Source organism: Mesorhizobium sp. M0408, assembly GCF_040321495.1.
In the GTDB taxonomy this organism is placed as follows: Bacteria; Pseudomonadota; Alphaproteobacteria; order Rhizobiales; family Rhizobiaceae; genus Mesorhizobium.
In genome coordinates this window covers 1-15,902 of sequence record NZ_JAMYRO010000003.1, presented here as the reverse complement: position 1 = coordinate 15,902, position 15,902 = coordinate 1, and the positions used below count along the sequence as shown (strand labels likewise).

General features: G+C 61.7%; 18 protein-coding genes. 10 read left to right on the top strand and 8 right to left on the bottom strand.

Annotated features, from left to right (window positions below):
- Window positions 1–234: 234 nt before the first annotated feature.
- The 4 genes from xylF (at window position 235) to NKI67_RS04010 (ending at window position 5,406) form a co-directional block, all read left to right on the top strand.
- Entirely contained in the window at window positions 235–1,275 is a 1,041-nt protein-coding gene (xylF, locus tag NKI67_RS04025; protein ID WP_352644514.1) for a D-xylose ABC transporter substrate-binding protein, read from the top strand.
- A gap of 142 nt (window positions 1,276–1,417) precedes the next feature.
- Complete coding sequence (locus NKI67_RS04020; RefSeq protein WP_352574833.1) at window positions 1,418–2,782, top strand: sugar ABC transporter permease; 1,365 nt, start codon at window positions 1,418–1,420, stop codon at window positions 2,780–2,782.
- A 77-nt stretch (window positions 2,783–2,859) separates the two neighbouring features.
- A complete protein-coding gene (locus tag NKI67_RS04015) occupies window positions 2,860–3,654 on the top strand; it encodes an ATP-binding cassette domain-containing protein (protein ID WP_352480857.1) in 795 nt (264 codons plus the stop codon).
- A 129-nt stretch (window positions 3,655–3,783) separates the two neighbouring features.
- Window positions 3,784–5,406 carry a CHASE domain-containing protein gene (locus NKI67_RS04010; RefSeq protein WP_352480856.1) on the top strand — a complete coding sequence of 541 codons (1,623 nt, stop codon included), beginning with the start codon at window positions 3,784–3,786 and terminating at the stop codon, window positions 5,404–5,406.
- Between the two features lie 99 nt (window positions 5,407–5,505).
- Here the strand turns inward: NKI67_RS04010 and NKI67_RS04005 are convergent, their stop codons facing one another.
- The 5 genes from NKI67_RS04005 to NKI67_RS03985 form a co-directional block, all read right to left on the bottom strand.
- On the bottom strand, window positions 5,506–5,751 hold the full coding sequence (locus NKI67_RS04005; RefSeq protein ID WP_006328050.1) for a YMGG-like glycine zipper-containing protein: 246 nt from the start codon (window positions 5,749–5,751) through the stop codon (window positions 5,506–5,508).
- Between the two features lie 346 nt (window positions 5,752–6,097).
- Window positions 6,098–6,268: a hypothetical protein gene (locus NKI67_RS04000; protein ID WP_352480855.1), complete on the bottom strand. Its 171-nt coding sequence runs from the start codon at window positions 6,266–6,268 to the stop codon at window positions 6,098–6,100.
- Between the two features lie 132 nt (window positions 6,269–6,400).
- The gene (locus NKI67_RS03995) at window positions 6,401–7,435 is read right to left on the bottom strand and encodes a sensor histidine kinase (RefSeq protein ID WP_352574835.1); all 1,035 of its coding nucleotides are present in this window, start codon (window positions 7,433–7,435) and stop codon (window positions 6,401–6,403) included.
- Between the two features lie 191 nt (window positions 7,436–7,626).
- Complete coding sequence (locus NKI67_RS03990; protein WP_023678541.1) at window positions 7,627–7,791, bottom strand: DUF1328 domain-containing protein; 165 nt, start codon at window positions 7,789–7,791, stop codon at window positions 7,627–7,629.
- Between the two features lie 226 nt (window positions 7,792–8,017).
- Window positions 8,018–8,812 carry a response regulator gene (locus NKI67_RS03985; protein ID WP_352574837.1) on the bottom strand — a complete coding sequence of 265 codons (795 nt, stop codon included), beginning with the start codon at window positions 8,810–8,812 and terminating at the stop codon, window positions 8,018–8,020.
- A 216-nt stretch (window positions 8,813–9,028) separates the two neighbouring features.
- On the opposite strand from NKI67_RS03985, the gene NKI67_RS03980 reads away from it, so the two are divergent.
- Window positions 9,029–9,232, top strand: coding sequence for a NepR family anti-sigma factor (locus tag NKI67_RS03980; protein WP_023678543.1), 204 nt, complete (start codon window positions 9,029–9,031; stop codon window positions 9,230–9,232).
- Window positions 9,233–9,235: 3 nt separating this feature from the next.
- Window positions 9,236–9,787 carry a sigma-70 family RNA polymerase sigma factor gene (locus NKI67_RS03975; protein WP_023678544.1) on the top strand — a complete coding sequence of 184 codons (552 nt, stop codon included), beginning with the start codon at window positions 9,236–9,238 and terminating at the stop codon, window positions 9,785–9,787.
- 29 nt (window positions 9,788–9,816) lie between these two features.
- On the opposite strand, the gene NKI67_RS03970 is transcribed toward NKI67_RS03975, so the two are convergent.
- Window positions 9,817–10,263: a response regulator gene (locus NKI67_RS03970; RefSeq protein ID WP_352574839.1), complete on the bottom strand. Its 447-nt coding sequence runs from the start codon at window positions 10,261–10,263 to the stop codon at window positions 9,817–9,819.
- Between the two features lie 161 nt (window positions 10,264–10,424).
- Between NKI67_RS03970 and NKI67_RS03965 the strand changes: the two genes are divergently transcribed.
- Window positions 10,425–10,751, top strand: a complete 327-nt coding sequence (locus NKI67_RS03965; RefSeq protein ID WP_023678546.1) for an ElaB/YgaM/YqjD family protein — start codon at window positions 10,425–10,427, stop codon at window positions 10,749–10,751.
- A gap of 10 nt (window positions 10,752–10,761) precedes the next feature.
- Window positions 10,762–11,241 (top strand): hypothetical protein, encoded by a 480-nt coding sequence (locus NKI67_RS03960; protein ID WP_352457967.1) that lies wholly within the window; start codon window positions 10,762–10,764, stop codon window positions 11,239–11,241.
- A gap of 55 nt (window positions 11,242–11,296) precedes the next feature.
- On the opposite strand, the gene NKI67_RS03955 is transcribed toward NKI67_RS03960, so the two are convergent.
- Window positions 11,297–12,823 (bottom strand): sensor histidine kinase, encoded by a 1,527-nt coding sequence (locus NKI67_RS03955; RefSeq protein ID WP_352571968.1) that lies wholly within the window; start codon window positions 12,821–12,823, stop codon window positions 11,297–11,299.
- A gap of 146 nt (window positions 12,824–12,969) precedes the next feature.
- Here NKI67_RS03955 and NKI67_RS03950 point away from each other — a divergent pair, with 146 nt between their 5' ends.
- On the top strand, window positions 12,970–13,143 hold the full coding sequence (locus tag NKI67_RS03950; RefSeq protein WP_292659198.1) for a hypothetical protein: 174 nt from the start codon (window positions 12,970–12,972) through the stop codon (window positions 13,141–13,143).
- 58 nt (window positions 13,144–13,201) lie between these two features.
- On the opposite strand, the gene NKI67_RS03945 is transcribed toward NKI67_RS03950, so the two are convergent.
- Window positions 13,202–14,122: a diacylglycerol/lipid kinase family protein gene (locus tag NKI67_RS03945; protein ID WP_352574840.1), complete on the bottom strand. Its 921-nt coding sequence runs from the start codon at window positions 14,120–14,122 to the stop codon at window positions 13,202–13,204.
- A 253-nt stretch (window positions 14,123–14,375) separates the two neighbouring features.
- Between NKI67_RS03945 and NKI67_RS03940 the strand changes: the two genes are divergently transcribed.
- A complete protein-coding gene (locus tag NKI67_RS03940) occupies window positions 14,376–15,764 on the top strand; it encodes a PRC-barrel domain-containing protein (RefSeq protein WP_023678551.1) in 1,389 nt (462 codons plus the stop codon).
- Window positions 15,765–15,902 lie beyond the last annotated feature (138 nt).

Below are 15,902 nucleotides of genomic sequence, written 5' to 3'. Positions count from 1 at the left end.
GTAATGTCCGACAAATAGTGTCGGACGCAGGCAAATAGTGTCAGATGCAGGTGGCGCTGTCATCGTTTATTCCGACGCTCGAAAAAACTCGCAGAGTCATCAAAATCCATCAGAATCGATGTTGACAGCAGCCGGAGATCGGGCCAGTATTTTTTCGAGGCTCGAAAAAATTAGAGCTTCTAAGCTGGTCTTTGAGCCAATTGGTCACGCCGTACGCGGCGCAGGGAGGATATGATGAAGAAATTCACGACCGCCATTCTGGCGGGTGTCGCCATGACGCTGGCGCTGGCGTCGGTGGCGCAGGCTAAAGACAAGGTCATCGGCGTTTCCTGGTCGAACTTCCAGGAAGAGCGCTGGAAGACCGACGAGGCCGCAATGAAGGCGGCCATTGATGCCGCAGGCGACAAGTATATTTCCGCCGACGCACAGTCCAACCCCGGCAAGCAGCTCACCGACGTCGAGAGCCTGATCTCGCAGGGCGCCAGCGCACTGATCATCCTGGCGCAGGACGCCTCGGCCATCGGGCCGGCCGTGCAGAAGGCACTGGACGAAGGCATCCCGGTCGTCGGCTATGACCGGCTGATCGAGAACAAGGACGTGTTCTATCTGACCTTCGACAACAAGGAAGTCGGCCGCATGCAGGCCCGCGAAGTCTTCAAGGTGAAGCCGGAAGGCAACTACGTCTTCATCAAGGGTTCGGGTTCCGATCCGAATGCCGATTTCCTGTTTGCCGGTTCGATGGAGGTGCTGAAGGAGGCCATTGACGGCGGCAAGATCAAGAATGTCGGCGAGGCCTATACGGACGGCTGGCTGCCGGCCAACGCTCAGAAGAACATGGAACAGTTCCTGACCGCCAACGACAACAAGGTCGATGCCGTGGTCGCCGCTAATGACGGCACTGCCGGCGGCGTCGTCGCCGCGCTGACGGCGCAAGGGCTGGCCGGATCGGTTCCGGTTTCGGGCCAGGACGGCGACCACGCCGCGCTGAACCGCATCGCGCTCGGCACACAGACCGTGTCGGTGTGGAAGGATGCGCGCGAGCTCGGCAAGAATGCCGCCGAGATCGCCTCGCAACTGGCCGACGGCAAGCAGATGACCGACATTGCCGGCGTGAAGGATTTCACCACGCCCGGCGGCAATACCGTCAAGTCGCTGTTCCTGACCCCGGTCGCCATCACCAAGGACAACCTCAACGTCGTCATCGACGCCGGCTGGATCAAGAAAGAAGAGGTCTGCGCCGGGGTGACGGCTGGCACTGTTGCAGTCTGCAACTGAGCCGACGTTTCCGAAAAGTCCGAACGCCGCGGCCGCTCGCCGCGGCGTTTTTCCAACAAGAGTTGTTTTTCCGCTTCCGGCGGATAACTTCTAGGCTGCTTCCGGCATCCGCGGCAGACGGCAACCCGGCGGGAGAAACATCATGACCGACACGACGTCCAACACGCCGGTCGACAGCACGACAGACCGGGCACGGGAATCCGAACTCGGCATTGTTGCCCGATTTCTCAAGGCAACCGAACTCGACACGCGCATGCTCGGCATGGTCGGCGCGCTGCTGGTCATCTGGGTCGGCCTGCATGTCATTTCTAGCGTACGGCTCGGCGTCAATCCGTTCGACTTCGACAGCCGGACCTTCCTGACGCCACGCAATCTCTGGAACCTGTCGGTGCAGACTTCGGCCGTGGCCATAATGGCCGCCGGAATGGTGCTGGTTATCGTCATGCGCAATATCGACCTGTCGGTCGGCTCCGCCGAAGGCCTGATCGGCGTGGTCATGGGTTTTGCGCAGGTGCATTTCCTGGTGCGAATGGTCGGTCTGCAATTAGGCAACCCCTGGATCTGGATCCTGGCGCTGGCCATCGGCCTCGCGCTTGGCCTTCTGATCGGAGCGTTCCAGGGATACATCATCGCTTATCTCGAGGTGCCGGCCTTCATCGTGACGCTGGGCGGCCTTCTGGTCTGGCGGGGTGCCGCATGGTGGGTCGCCAGTGGGCAGACGATTGCGCCGCTGGATGCCACTTTCCAGCTGATGGGCGGCGGACCGACGGGTTCGATCGGTGCGCGATGGAGCTGGATCGTCGGAATTGTCGCGTGCCTGGCGGTTGTGTTCATGCTGCTCAACGGGCGGGTGCAGCGCAAGCGGTTCCGCTTCCCGTTACGCCCGATCTGGGCCGAGACGTTCCTCGGGGCCGTCACTTGCCTTGTCATCATGGGCGCCATATGGCTTGCCAATTCCTATCCTTGGCCGGTCGGCATCGTGAACAGATATGCGGCGGCCAACAATATAACCGTTCCCGAAGGCGGGCTGTTCATCGCCCATGGCATCGCCATACCCGTGCTGATGGCTGTAGCCGTAGGGCTGATCATGACCTTCATCGCCAAGCGTACCCGTTTCGGCCGCTATGTCTTCGCCATCGGCGGCAATCCGGAAGCAGCCAACCTTGCCGGTATCAACACGCGCTGGGTGACCATGAAGGTGTTCATGATCATGGGCGTGCTGGCGACGATCGCCGCAGCGATCTCGTCAGCCAGGCAGAACTCGTCGACCAATGCGCTGGGCACGCTGGACGAGCTCCTGGTCATCGCGGCGGCGGTGATCGGCGGCACGTCGCTCGCCGGCGGCTCCGGCACAGTGCTCGGCGCCATGCTCGGCGCGCTTTTGATGCAGTCGCTGCAGTCCGGTATGGTGCTGCTCGGCATCGATTCGCCGCTGCAGAGCATCGTTGTCGGAGCCGTGCTGGTGGTCGCGGTGTGGCTCGATACCGTCTATCGCAAACGGGTCTGAGCATGATCCCGCAAGGTGGAAACCGGTTTTCGTACAACTTGATGCTCAAGCAGGATCTATAGGGAGGAAGGACGAGCATGGCAGACAAAACCGCTCCCACGCCGCTGATCGACATGCGCAACATCTCCATCGCTTTCGGCGGCATTCGCGCCGTCGACGATGCCTCTGTCGACCTTTTCCCGGGCGAGGTGATGGCTTTGCTCGGTCACAACGGTGCCGGCAAATCGACGTTGATAAAAATCCTGTCCGGCGCCTACAAGCGCGATGCGGGCCAGATTTTCGTCAACGGCGAGGAAGCTTCGATCTCCAATCCCCGCGACGCCAAGAAGTACGGCATCGAGACGATCTACCAGACGCTGGCGCTGGCCGACAATGTCGATGCGGCCGCCAACCTGTTTCTCGGCCGCGAGCTGATGACCGGCTGGGGTACGCTCGACGACGTCGCCATGGAGGCCGAGGCGCGCAAGGTGATGGGCAGGCTCAATCCGCGTTTCCAACGCTTCAAGGAGCCGGTGGTAAAGCTTTCGGGCGGCCAGCGGCAGTCGGTGGCGATCGCCCGCGCCATCCTGTTCAATGCTCGCATCCTGATCATGGACGAGCCGACGGCGGCACTCGGGCCGCAAGAGACGGCGCAGGTCGGCGAACTGGTCAGGCAGCTCAAGTCCGACGGCATCGGCATCTTCCTGATCAGCCATGATATTCACGACGTGTTCGAGCTTGCCGACCGTGTCTGCGTCATGAAGAACGGTCGGGTTGTCGGAACGACGCGCACAACCGACGTCACCCAGGACGAGGTGCTCGGCATGATCATCCTCGGCAAGTGCCCACCCGGCGCCATTCCGGGGCCGGGCGCGCTGAAGATCGCCGCATGAACGAGAATTAGCCGGCTAATCACAAGCCGCCAAAATGTGCCAGCCGTCACCATGCATTGGCCTCGCCATTGTGTTGGCGTCAGGACTTGCCCATAAAGATGCCGAACCGTCCACGGGACGTATCAGCAATTGAAGAAGCTTTTTCCGACCGTCGCTTTTATCGCCGTCGCGCTGATCAGCCTGACGATGGCGGGTTTTGCCTATTTTGCCACCCAGGAGGCGGCCCGCATTAAATTCGAGGCGACGGCAGACGACGCGCTTAACCGGATCGAAAGCCGCATCGACCTGGACCTGTCGCTGCTGCGTTCGACCCGGGCGCTGTTCGACGCACGCAATGGCGGTATCTCGCAGGGCGAGTTCAAGGCCTTCTTCAACGCGCTCGACATCGAGAATAATTTCGCCGGCCTGCGCGGCATCGGTTTCCTTCGCCTGGCGAAAACTGGCAACGAGGCGGCGGTCGAGCGCGACATCCTGCACGATCACGGCGCAAGCCATCCGATCTATCCCGACACGAACTTACCGTGGCGTACGCCCATCGTGCTGTTCGAACCGCTGGATCCGTCCAACAAATCCAGCATCGGCTACGACATGTTCACCGGGCCGGCGCGGCGCGAGGCGATCGAAAAGGCGATGACCGACGACCAGCAGCACGCCAGCGGGCTCGTGCAGTTCGGCAAGGATACGGGTGCGGCGCAGACCTTTACCGGGTTCCTCGTCTTCGTCCGGCTCAATGTCGAAACCGCGCCGGACGCCGTGAACGCGACGAGATCCTCGACTGCCGGCTTCCTTTATGCGGCCTTCCGCGCCCGTGATCTGTTCCAGGCTGCGCTCAGCCGGGCACCATTGCTGCCGGTCAACACCGAGATCTATGACGGCACGGTGGACAGCGACAACCTGCTGTTCCAATCGGAAACGCCGCCTGTTTCGAGCCTCGGCGACAGGCTGCTGGTCACCCGCAAGATCACCGTCGCCGGCCGGCCGTGGGTCGTCCTGTTCAGGCCGACAAGTGCTTTCTCGCAACCTTCCTCGCGCGCCATCCCGGTGATGCTCGGATTGTTCGGACTGCTGCTTGCGGGCGCCATCGCGCTGGTGGCCCGCTATCAGGAGCGGGCCTATGAGGCGGTCTCGCTGCTTCACGAAACGACCGAAAAGAGCCTGCTGGAAAAAGACCTGATGCTGCAGGAGATGAAGCATCGCATCAAGAACTCGATCACGCGGGTGCTGGCAATCGCGCGCCAGACAGCATCGCACACCACCGACGTCCAGGAATTCTCGGCTTCTTTCTCGGCCCGGCTGCAGGCGATGGCGGCTTCCCAGGACATGCTGACGCGCTCACGCTGGCAGAAAGCCGATCTCGGCGACCTGCTGCGCATCGAGCTAGGCCAGGTGTTCGGCAGCGAGCTTCCTGAAGGGCTGCTGTCGGGACCGCAGGTTCTTCTCGATGAAAAGACGACGCAGGCACTCGGCCTCGTCTTTCACGAACTGGCGACGAATGCGCTGAAGCATGGCGAAGCCGGCAATTCAGTCGGTGCGCTGAAGGTCGACTGGTCGCTCGACGCCCGTAGCGGCACCCGGACATTGGCTCTCAACTGGCGCGAGGCCGGTCAGAAGAAGCTCGAGACACCGGCAAAGAGCGGTTTTGGCACCAGACTGATCGATCTCAACGTCACGCGCGAATTGCGTGGCACAATCAGGCGCGATTTTCGCGAAGATGGCTTGAACGTGGAAATCAAGGTTCCGCTGCCGGCCTGAAACGCCGTCTCGTGGGCCGCGTCGCAACAGCGCTCTAAAAGGGCAAACGCGGAGACAGGTGGCCTGCCTCCGCGTTTGCTGTTCGCCTGGAGCTCGAAACTAGTTGCAGCGAGCTGTGTAAATCCGGCCGTGACGATCTCTGTATTGGCAGTAGCCATTTTGCAGACGGCGAACGAGCAGACCGCCAATCGCACCAGCGCCGGCGCCGATCAAAGCGCCCTTGCCGCCGCCGACAGCGCCACCAATGAGCGCGCCGCCCACAGTGCCGATACCCACGTTCTCTTCCGTGGTGGTGCAGCCGCTGACCGCAACCACGGCAACCATGGCAATAATCATCTTCCGCATGGAGTCATCCTCACTTTTGTCCTCACTTTAATAAGCTCCAGCCGCCATTTAGCATGAAAGTACGGCCTTTGCCCGCACGATTTCATTGTTGATTAAGATAGTCTTTTTCGGGGCGTGCGCCGTTCGATGCTACCACGAACCCGGAAATCTCCAAGGACGCATCGAGCGTGCCGCTGGGACGCACGTTCCAGACGATCCTGTCATAGTCGTCCTCGAGCACCGGATCGACGGCAAGGCATCTGGCGACGACATGTTGGGCCTGGCCCGGCAGGTCGGTGACCGCGAACGGGCACGGCCGAGCACTCGGGCAGTGGTTTCAAAGCGATCAAGCAGAGGCGAGTTCGATTCAGATCAGTTGGGACGCGGCGGTCAGGACGATCGCGGCCATAAGCGCGATAGCGGCGAAGCGGAGGGGCGAAGCACGAGGCGCGGGCGCTGCGGACGCGTCGGGATCCTGAAAACCGCCCATCGAGACGCGAGCGGCCTGTTCCAGTCTGTTCAAGTCGGCAGCCGTCAAGGCCCATTCCCTTCATTTTGTGCCAAACTCAATCCGGTGGATCGGCACGTTCGCACAGGATCGGACTTTATGGTGAACAGTCGGTTAAAGATGGCGATGCGCAGCAAGCCTTCGCGCGGCGACCGCCGCTCGTTAATCCGTCTCGAAATTGCCGTGAGGAACGACAAGGCGGTATTCGAGGCGGTTCCCGGTGATCTCAAGTGTCGCCGTTCCATTCAATGAAGTGGGCACGACGCGTTCGAGCGCGACGCTGCCAAAACGCTTCTCACTGCGCTGATTGTCGTTGGCTCCGATCACTTCGGCCCATGTCAGCGACAGCGCAGGCTCGCCAGCGGAAGCTGCCGTCAGATCGGCCGTCACCTCGACGAAACCGTCGCTGCGCGACAGTGCGCCATAGCTGACCGAATTGACGGCGAGCTCATGCATGGCCAAGCCGATGTGCAAGGCGGCATTGGGGTTGAGATATGGATTTGCGCCGCGGAAGCGTAGGCTGTGCAAGGGATCCGCGCCGTACCTGCCGACCTGACCGGAAACCAGCTCGCGCAGCGCCGCTCCCCGCCAGTTGGATGACGTAACCAAATCCTGCGAGGAGGCCAGCGACTGCAATCGGCCGCGGAAGCGCGTCAGGAAATCGTCAATGCTGCCGGAATAACGGCCCGTCTGGGTGGCGATACTCTGGATGATGGCCAAAAGGTTCTTGGAGCGATGACTGACTTCGCGCAGCAGCGCCTTCAACGTCTGCTCCCGGCGTTTCTGCTCGGTTGTTTCGACCATGGTGGTCACGACGCCCTGCACCGCGCCGGTCTCGCTGCGGTCGGCGTCTATCCACACCTGAAACCAGCGGGCGCCGTCATCGGCCGGCACGCTGAGTTCAAGATGTTGAGGATTGCCGGAGACGATGACGTCGTGCTTGGCGGCGCCGATACGCTCTGCCTGCGCCGGCGGCAAGATGCCGGTGTTGTCGGAGGCATCGGAAGTCCAGGGCGCGCGCATGTTGCGCGCCCACACCGTCTTCATCTCGCGATCCTGGTACAGGACGGAAATCCCGGCATTGTGCAGTGCATGGAGAAGGGCCCGGCCAAGCTGCATCCCGCTTTCGGCGGGATGCAAAGCGATGATCTCATCACTCTGGCCGCGGTCTTTCATTTTTCCGACTCTGGAACGCATCGGTCAATTTGCTCAACCCATGTCGGGCTGAACGGTTCGCGGAAAAATGGGTTCCAAAAGGAGGAGGTTCGTATCAAGCCTTAAAAAGCGGTCCGCCGAGCGGCATCCCGTTGGAGGACACTGCCCGGCGGTGGCTGGAAACCGTTTGAGGGGTGCGGCTTCCAGTGTTCGCTTGAATGGCCGCTTGGCATTCACGCTCGTCTGATCAGGCCGGCAATAAGCGATATGATCAGGAAGGCGAGAAAGATGAAGAACAATATCTGCGCTATGCCGGCCGAGGTGCCAGCGATGCCGCCGAAACCAAGCGCACCGGCGATAATCGCCACGACGAGAAATACGAGCGCCCAGTAAAGCATGATCGATCTCCTTCCAATGCTGCGGTGAAAACGTGATTCGCCTCCGTTTGTTCCACCATTTTCCGAAAAAGACGATGCTGAAAATCTTCAGGGCCCGAATTGCCGCGGTGTGTGGAAAGGTCCAGTTGGTTGCCCCAGTTGGTTGCCAGTGAATTGAGCCGGCGTCACGCCCATCTGATCCGAGAGAGCGGCTGTCTCGGCGGCCGCAGTTCGGCCGTCCGCTGTTTCATGCCGCGGCTTTCGCGTGCCGGTCAAAGAACAGGGCCTGGCTGATAAGAGCCTTGACCATGTCCGGATTGAACGGCTTGGTAACCAGGAAAGCCGGTTCCGGCCGCTCGCCGGTGAGCAGGCGCTCGGGAAAGGCGGTGATGAAGATCACCGGTACCGAGGTCGACGACAGGATCTCATTGACGGCCGCTATGCCCGAACTTCCGTCGGCAAGCTGGATATCGGCAAGCACCATCTTTGGCCGCGCCTTGCCGAACATCGCCACCGCCTCGGCGTGGGTGCGCGCCGTTCCGACGACGCGGTGGCCGAGGCTTTCGACCATTTCCTCGATATCCATGGCGATCAGCGGCTCATCCTCGATGATCAGCACGTCGGTTGCCACCTGACGGGAGATCTCGTTGCTCGCCTGCGCGAGGAGTTCGGAGAATTCCTGTTCGTCGACGTCGAGAATCTCCGCCGCCTCGTCTTCGCTGAAGCCTTCGACCGCCACCAGCAGAAAGGCTTGGCGGGGGCGAGGCGCAATTGCATTCAGATTGGCCGCGGCACGCTGTTCCCATGCCGACTGGGCATGCTCCTGCGGAACGCGAATGGCCACTGAGGTGAAGAGCTTGGCAAAGACCTTGTAGAGCGCGATGCGGTCGTCCGATGCGTTCGGAAAGATGTCGACATCGGCAATGATGGCTTCGAGCATTGCGGCGACCAGCGCGTCGCCGCTCTCCTGCGATCCGGATACTGCGCGCGAGAAGCGGCGCAGGAACGGCAGGTGCGGAGCGATGGTTGCTGATAGGCTCATATTGGACGTCTCCCTCATATGACGTGATTGCATGTTACAGCTAAAAACGGTTCGCAAGCCCAAAGTTGAAAACGCGGGTTCTGCGAAAAAGTTCCGATCATGCGGAACTAAATATATGGGCTGGCGTTTAGGGGCGGGTTGGGCAACCAGACGAGGCTGCCGCTTGCATTGCGTTATGTGTTGAAGGGCGGCTTAAGGCTGGGACAAAAGGGCGAAATGAAGAACATGACGAAAGCTACCATGGGTGGCGTTGGCAACGGGCGCCGGGCTGCTTCCCGCGACCCGCTTGGGCCGAACTCGGAAATCGGCCGCAAACTCAAACAATACTATGACGAGCTGGTCTCCGACAATGTGCCGGATCGCTTCGCCCAACTGCTCAGCCAGTTGGAAAAGGCCGAACCTGTACAAAAGAAGGACTGAGGCATGGCGGCCGTCTCCCAGGGCTTCAAGACCGACTTGCTCGGCTCGATCCCGAGCCTGCGGGCTTTTGCCGTGTCGCTGACGCAAAACGCCGACAAGGCCGACGACCTGGTGCAGGAAACATTGGTCAAGGCCTGGGACAAGCATGAAAGCTTCCAGCCCGGCACCAACCTGAAGGCATGGCTGTTCACGATCTTGCGCAACGAATTCTATTCGCAGATGCGCAAGCGCGGCCGCGAGGTGCAGGACAGCGATGGCGTCATGACGGCCAGGCTTGCCGTTCACCCGGCCCAGCACGGCCAGCTTGACCTCGAAGACTTTCGCGGCGCGCTCGAGTTGCTGCCAGAAGACCAGCGCGAAGCCATTATCCTCATCGGCGCGTCGGGCTTCTCCTACGAGGAAGCGGCCGAGATCTGCGGCTGCGCCGTCGGAACGATCAAGAGCCGCGTCAGCCGCGCCCGCACACGGCTGCAGGAAATTCTGAAGATCTCCGGTGAAGACGAGTATGGCCCGGACGCAATTTCGGCTCAGGTAACCGGGTCGACGGCTGCGTGAAGCGCGGCGTCTTCGAACCGCTCCGCGCCTCAGCGGAGAGGCGTTCGCCTGCAGGCCGCCGCCACTGCCTCGACGAGATCGTCTCCCGAATAGGGCTTGGTGACCAGTCTGACGCCGGGAAAGGATTCCTTGATCTCGTCCGTATCCGAATAGCCCGAGGCGAAGACGAACGGGATGCCCGCTTCACGCAGCCGCGAAGCAAATTGGAGCGTCGAAACGCCGCTCAGCATGAGGTCGACGATGGCCACATCGAACTGCGCCGCAACGTCTTGCTGTTCGATCTCAGTCAGCTCACGGGCGATGACCACATTGAGCGCGCCGTAGTCGCGGCAAAGCTGCTCGATATCCATGGCAATCAGGAACTCATCTTCCAGGATAAGAATCCGCAAACCGTCAAGTGATGCGCGCACGCAGCAATATCTCCTTAAATGCGTCTCTAACGTGAAACGGGGGAAGTCATGATCGGTATTTGGCATGCTGTCATTTAAAAAAGATGTGCCGGCGCGGATGCGTCGGCCTCGGCCCGTGCAAGGCATTTGCAACGCGCGCTGCCGGAGATAGGGTTAGAAGAGGTTCGTGCCGGAACCTTGGGGTCTGTCGGGCGTTTCGACCGAGCAAAAGCATGGAGAGTGAAGCAATGGCGACTGCCGCAGGAAAGGCCGCGAACGAAGCCCGCACGAATTCCGATATTGAGGCCGACATCGCACAATTGAAGGCCGACATCGACCAACTTACCAAGCTGTTGGCCAAAACTGGCGAACATGGCTACGGGGCAGCACGGCGAGCCGCCGCCGAAAGCGTCGAGCAGTTGCGAACCCAGGGCGAGGCAGCCTTCGACAGCCTGCGCAGCAACGCCAGGGACATCGAGGCGCAGATGATAGCGCATATGCGCGAAAAACCGGTGACTTCGCTGGCGATCGCCGCAGGCGTCGGATTCCTCTTCGCTCTTCTCGCGCGCCGTTAGTTCTGCACGCATGGGAATGCTTGCATCGCTGATCTCGGGCCTCGCCTCGGGCGAAACCATTGCGGCGGTGCAACGCGCACGCGTCGCTGCGATTGTCTATTCGATCGCAGCGCTCGCGGCGCTGTGCGGCCTCGGCTTCCTCGTCGGGGCGGCCTATATCTGGACGGCGGCCCGCTATGGGCCGATGGCAGCTTCCCTGAGCTTCGGGATCGGCTTTCTGGCAATCGCCGGTCTCATCCTGCTCGTCTACCGGATGTCGGCCGGCTCGCGCGCCAGGCGCCGGGCGAAGCGACGCAACGCCGACATGAAGGCTATCGGCATCACTGCGGTACTCGCCGTGCTGCCGGCGCTGCTCAAGGGCAAAGGTGGCCCGGGGAAGGCCGGACTGGGCGCGATTCTCGGCCCGGCGATAGCACTCGCTGCCTACGCTATCTACCGCGAGAACGTGAAGCGCGGCTCCGATGATCCGGATATCGGCAAACGGGAATAGTTCGGAGGGATAGTTCGGGGCAAACGATTCTGGCGCCGGTCGCAAAATGCTGGCGTCACAAATCTTCGAGCGGAATCGATATTTCGGCGACCACGCCTTCCGGCCGGAATTCATGGGTCACCTCGCTGGAAATGACCTTGGCCAGGCTGCGGCGGATCAGGATCGAGCCGAAGCCATGGCGTTTGGGCGGCGCAACCCGCGGGCCGCCGCTTTCACGCCAGGCCAGCAACAGACGCCGTGCGCCCTTCCTGCCTTGTACCCTCCAATCGAGATCGACCTTTCCGGAGGAAACCGAGAGCGACCCGTATTGCAGTGCGTTGCTTGCCAGTTCATGCAGGATCAGCCCGAGCCCGACTGCCTGGTCGGGTGACAGCAGGACATCGGCGCCGGAGATCGCCATGCGCGATTGTCCGGCGGCTTGGAACGGCTTTAGCTCGATCTCCACCAGCTCGCGGATGCCGATGCCGCGCCACTCGCGGTCCGACAGCAGGCTGTGCGCAACGCCCAGTGCCTGCAGCCTGGCGCTGAAGGCTTCGAGGAATTCGCTTGGCTGGCGGGCATGGCGAACGGTCTGCGTCGCCAGCGCCTGTACGGTTGCCAAAGTGTTCTTGACGCGGTGATTGAGCTCGCGCAGCAACAGCCGTTGACGTTCGTCGCCAAGCTTGCGTTCGGTAATATCGTAGTTGACGCCGAAGATCAGCGTTGGCTTGCCCTCGCCGTCGCGCTCTATGACGCGGCCGCGCGTTGCGATCCATCGCGGCGGATCGAGGCCTTTGACACGGTATTCGCCAAAATAATCGTCGCTGCCGGTCAACGCGTCGCGAAAGCGTGTTTCGGTCTGGTGAACGTCGCGCGGGTCGATGGCGGTCAGGATGTCGCGCGCCCTCAGCCTGTTCGACTTCGGCAGGTTGAACAATTCGGACAGCAGGACATCGCAGTCGATCATATCGCTGCGGATATCCCATGCCCAGCTGGCAAGCGAAGCCGCGTCGAGCGCGATGGCGCGCCGCTTTTCCTCTCGAACCAGTGCTGCCTTGGCAATCGCCGCACTGCGGGTTGCATCCTTCAGCGTGAACAGGCTGGCGGCAAGGCCGGCCAGCGCCGACAGCTGGTCGAGCTGGACAGAGGAGGGACGTGCGTGCGGCTTCCGGTCGAGCACGCACAGCGTGCCGATCAGCGCGCCGTCGATTACGATAGGCACGCCTGCGTAAAAGCGGATATGATGCTCGCCGGTGACCAGCGGATTGGCTTTGAACCGCGGATCCGCCGCCGCGTCGGCCACCACCATCGGCACGTTGCCGGCTGCGATGGTATAGGCGCAGAACGATGTCTCGGTTGCGGTTTCGGTCTCGTCGAGGCCGATACAGGACTTGAACCACTGCCGCTCGGCATCGACCAGCGTGATCAGTGCGACAGACGTTTGCATCGCCGAAGCGGCAAGACCGCCGATACGATCGAAATCAGGGTCGGCAGCCCCGTCCAGCGTGTCGAGGCCGTGCAGCACGGCAAGACGGTCCGCGGCGCCCACCACACGGCGAATATCGGCCGGCAGGCCCGGCGTGTTCTGGCTATTGTCGTCCACTATGCCCCCGGTGGCCGGCTCCGCTGATTGGTCAGGCCAACCGGCCCGTCTGCCGCCTTGCAGAGCCGGAACTTTCGCGGCGGGGGACCGTTACCAGCCAACGCCCCGCCAGTTACGCCTGCCGGCGCCAAATATGGAGCCAGACAATGCCAAAAACCATTCCTGAAAACAAAGCCCGTCAAGGGCGGCGGGGTCGGCATGTCCTTCGTATCCTGATCGCCGCGCTGTTGCTGGCTTTTATCGCCTGGGGCGTCGCCGAAATCTACGGCTGGATGATCGAGACGCCGAAGACCGAACAGGGCAACACGCCCAGCGGCTAGGTTCTCTCCATCGCTCGCGCCAGTTTGCATCACACAACCCCACATCACGCATCCCACGTCAGGCAACCTTTGCCTCGGCGGCGCGCGCCGGGACGAGAACATTCAACGCGCGCGGATGGATTTCGACGGTCGTCTCGCGATCGAGCTTTACCAGTTCGCCGTCCATGACGGCCTGAACTTTCCTGTTCGTCGAATGGATTGTCAAAACGGCGCGGTTTGCCTGATGGATTTCGACATGCTCGTTACCGCGCCATTTGCCACGGGCGACGTCAAAGAGGAACCTGATCAACTCGCCGCGCCGCCTTGCCACGGTGACATAGATGCCCAGCACGCCGCCTGCCGGATTATCGGCATAGGGCAGGTGGCCCTCGCCGAACAGATTGTTGGTGATGCCGATGCCGGTGATCCGCGTTCTGATCTCGGCCTCACCGACCGTCAGCGTTACGTTCATGGCCGGCGGGTTGTTGATCGTTGCCCAAGCGGCTCGCACCGAGGCGCGCATCTTCCCCAACCGCGAGCCGAATTCCATCTTCTGGCGCAGTTGCACCATCCTGGCGTGCATGCCGATCGAGAATTGATGCACGAAAGGCCGGCCGTTGGCTGTTGCAATGTCAATCGCCATCACCTCGCCGTCGGCAAACGATTTCAGTGCCGCATCAAGGGTCTGCGGAATGCCGAGGCCGCGCGCAAAAAGATTCATTGTGCCAGCCGGCAGAATTGCAAGCGCCTTCTCCCCATTCATCAAACGGGCTGCCGCGGCCGAGATGGTGCCGTCGCCGCCGCCCGCCAGCACGACGTCGATGCCGCGCCTGGAAGCTATGTCGTCCAGCGTGGCGACGATATCCTTGCCGGCGGCGATGTCGATATCGATCGAGTGACCAGCAGCCTCAAGCGTACCGCGGATCCGGCCGGCGAAGGCCTCAAGATCGATGGTGCGCAGGGTGCCGCCGTCCTTGTTCAGCACCGCTGCAAACCGCATGGCCGCTCCATTTTTCCAGCACCTATCCGGCCGGGACGGGGTCCCAGCCGGGAGTGGAACGGGGCGGCCGAGAAAATGTTCCTTTCGACCAGCGTGACGAATCCGAGAACCTTCGACATGGCACCGGGTGCGCCACGGCTTTTTTCGGAACAACAGTGTGGTCACAACGTTGTGAACATGCAGAAGACGCTGCGCCCGCAGCGACGCTATGCGGGCACGGCGTGCACGAAATCACCGACGAGGAGACACTAAGATGATCCGCACCCTTTTAACCACGACAGCAGTCGCAACATTGATTGCGACGGGTGCATTTGCGCAATCGGCGACGACCCCGGCGCCGGCGCAAGCACCCGCCGTAGAGAATTCCGCTCCAGCCGCTCCGGTGCAACGCGCCGAGGGCAGCCTTGTCACCAATATCATCGGCGAGTCGGTTTATAACGGCACCGGCGACAATGCAGAGAATATCGGCAAGGTCACCGATGTCGTCTTCGACGAACGCGGCCAGGTAAAATCCATCGTCATCGGCGTCGGCGGGTTCCTCGGCATTGGGACCAAGAACGTCGCCTTCGACTACAGCAAGATGCAATGGGCCGAAAGAAATGGCGATCGCTGGCTGATAGCGCAAACGACGAAGGATGAGCTGACGGGTCATCCGGATTTCGACCGCAAGCCCTATGATCCGGCGCCTGCAGCGACAGACACCACGGCTACGGCTCCTGCCGCTCCGTCGACCTCCACCGATACGGCGCAGAACGCCCCGGCGGCGCCGGCCGGTAACAACCCCGCTCCGGTCGTGAAGCGCGCGGAAGGCAATCTTGCCACCAATATCATCGGCGAGACCGTCTACAACGGTACCGGCGACGACGCCCAGAACATCGGCGACGTAAACGACATCGTCATCAACAAGGAAGCCAAGGCTCAATCGCTGGTCATCGGTGTCGGCGGCTTCCTCGGCATAGGTGAAAAGAACGTCGCCTATGACTTCGACAAGGCGCAGTGGGCCGAGAGGAACGGCGATCGCTGGCTGGTTGCCCAAACCACCAGGGAAGAGCTGACGGCGCAGCCGGATTTCGACCGCAAGCCCTATGATCCGGCCCCGGCGACCACAGCGTCGAACGATGCTGCGGCTAATGCGCCAGCCGTCGTCACGCCTACCGTGACGGCCAGCAACACTGCCACGACCGATAACACTGCGACGACCAACAACACTGACCAGGCCAGTAAGACGGCTCAAAATGCTCCGGCAGCGGCGCCTCCGGCTAATTCCACGGCCGACCAGACCAAGACCGGGTCGATCGACAAGTCGACGCTAACCGAAATGCCGATCGGCGAAATCCGGGCCGAGGATCTGGTTGGAACAACCGTTTACGGCGCCAACGATGTCAACGTCGGCGAGATCGGCGATATCGTGCTGGGCGGCGACAAGAAGGTCGACGCAGTCATCATCGACGTCGGCGGCTTCCTTGGCATCGGCGAGAAGGAGGTGGCGGTCGGCATGGACAACCTGAAATTCATGACCGACAAGAACGGCAAGCGCTATCTCTACACGAACTTCACCAAGGAGCAGCTTGAGGCGCAGGCCCCCTATGACAAGGCCAGCTATGCGCAAAATCGCGAGAAACAGCGCATGATCATGCGCTAAGCTGCGCACAGGCCGACAGAGAAGCGCGCGCCGGCCCCGGGGGGGGGGGTGGGGTTTTGGCGGGGGTGCCCGCGGCAAGGGCGGGCCCCGCCATGTTGGTGCAATAGGGGGGGGCCCGCGACGGGTGGAGATGGTAGG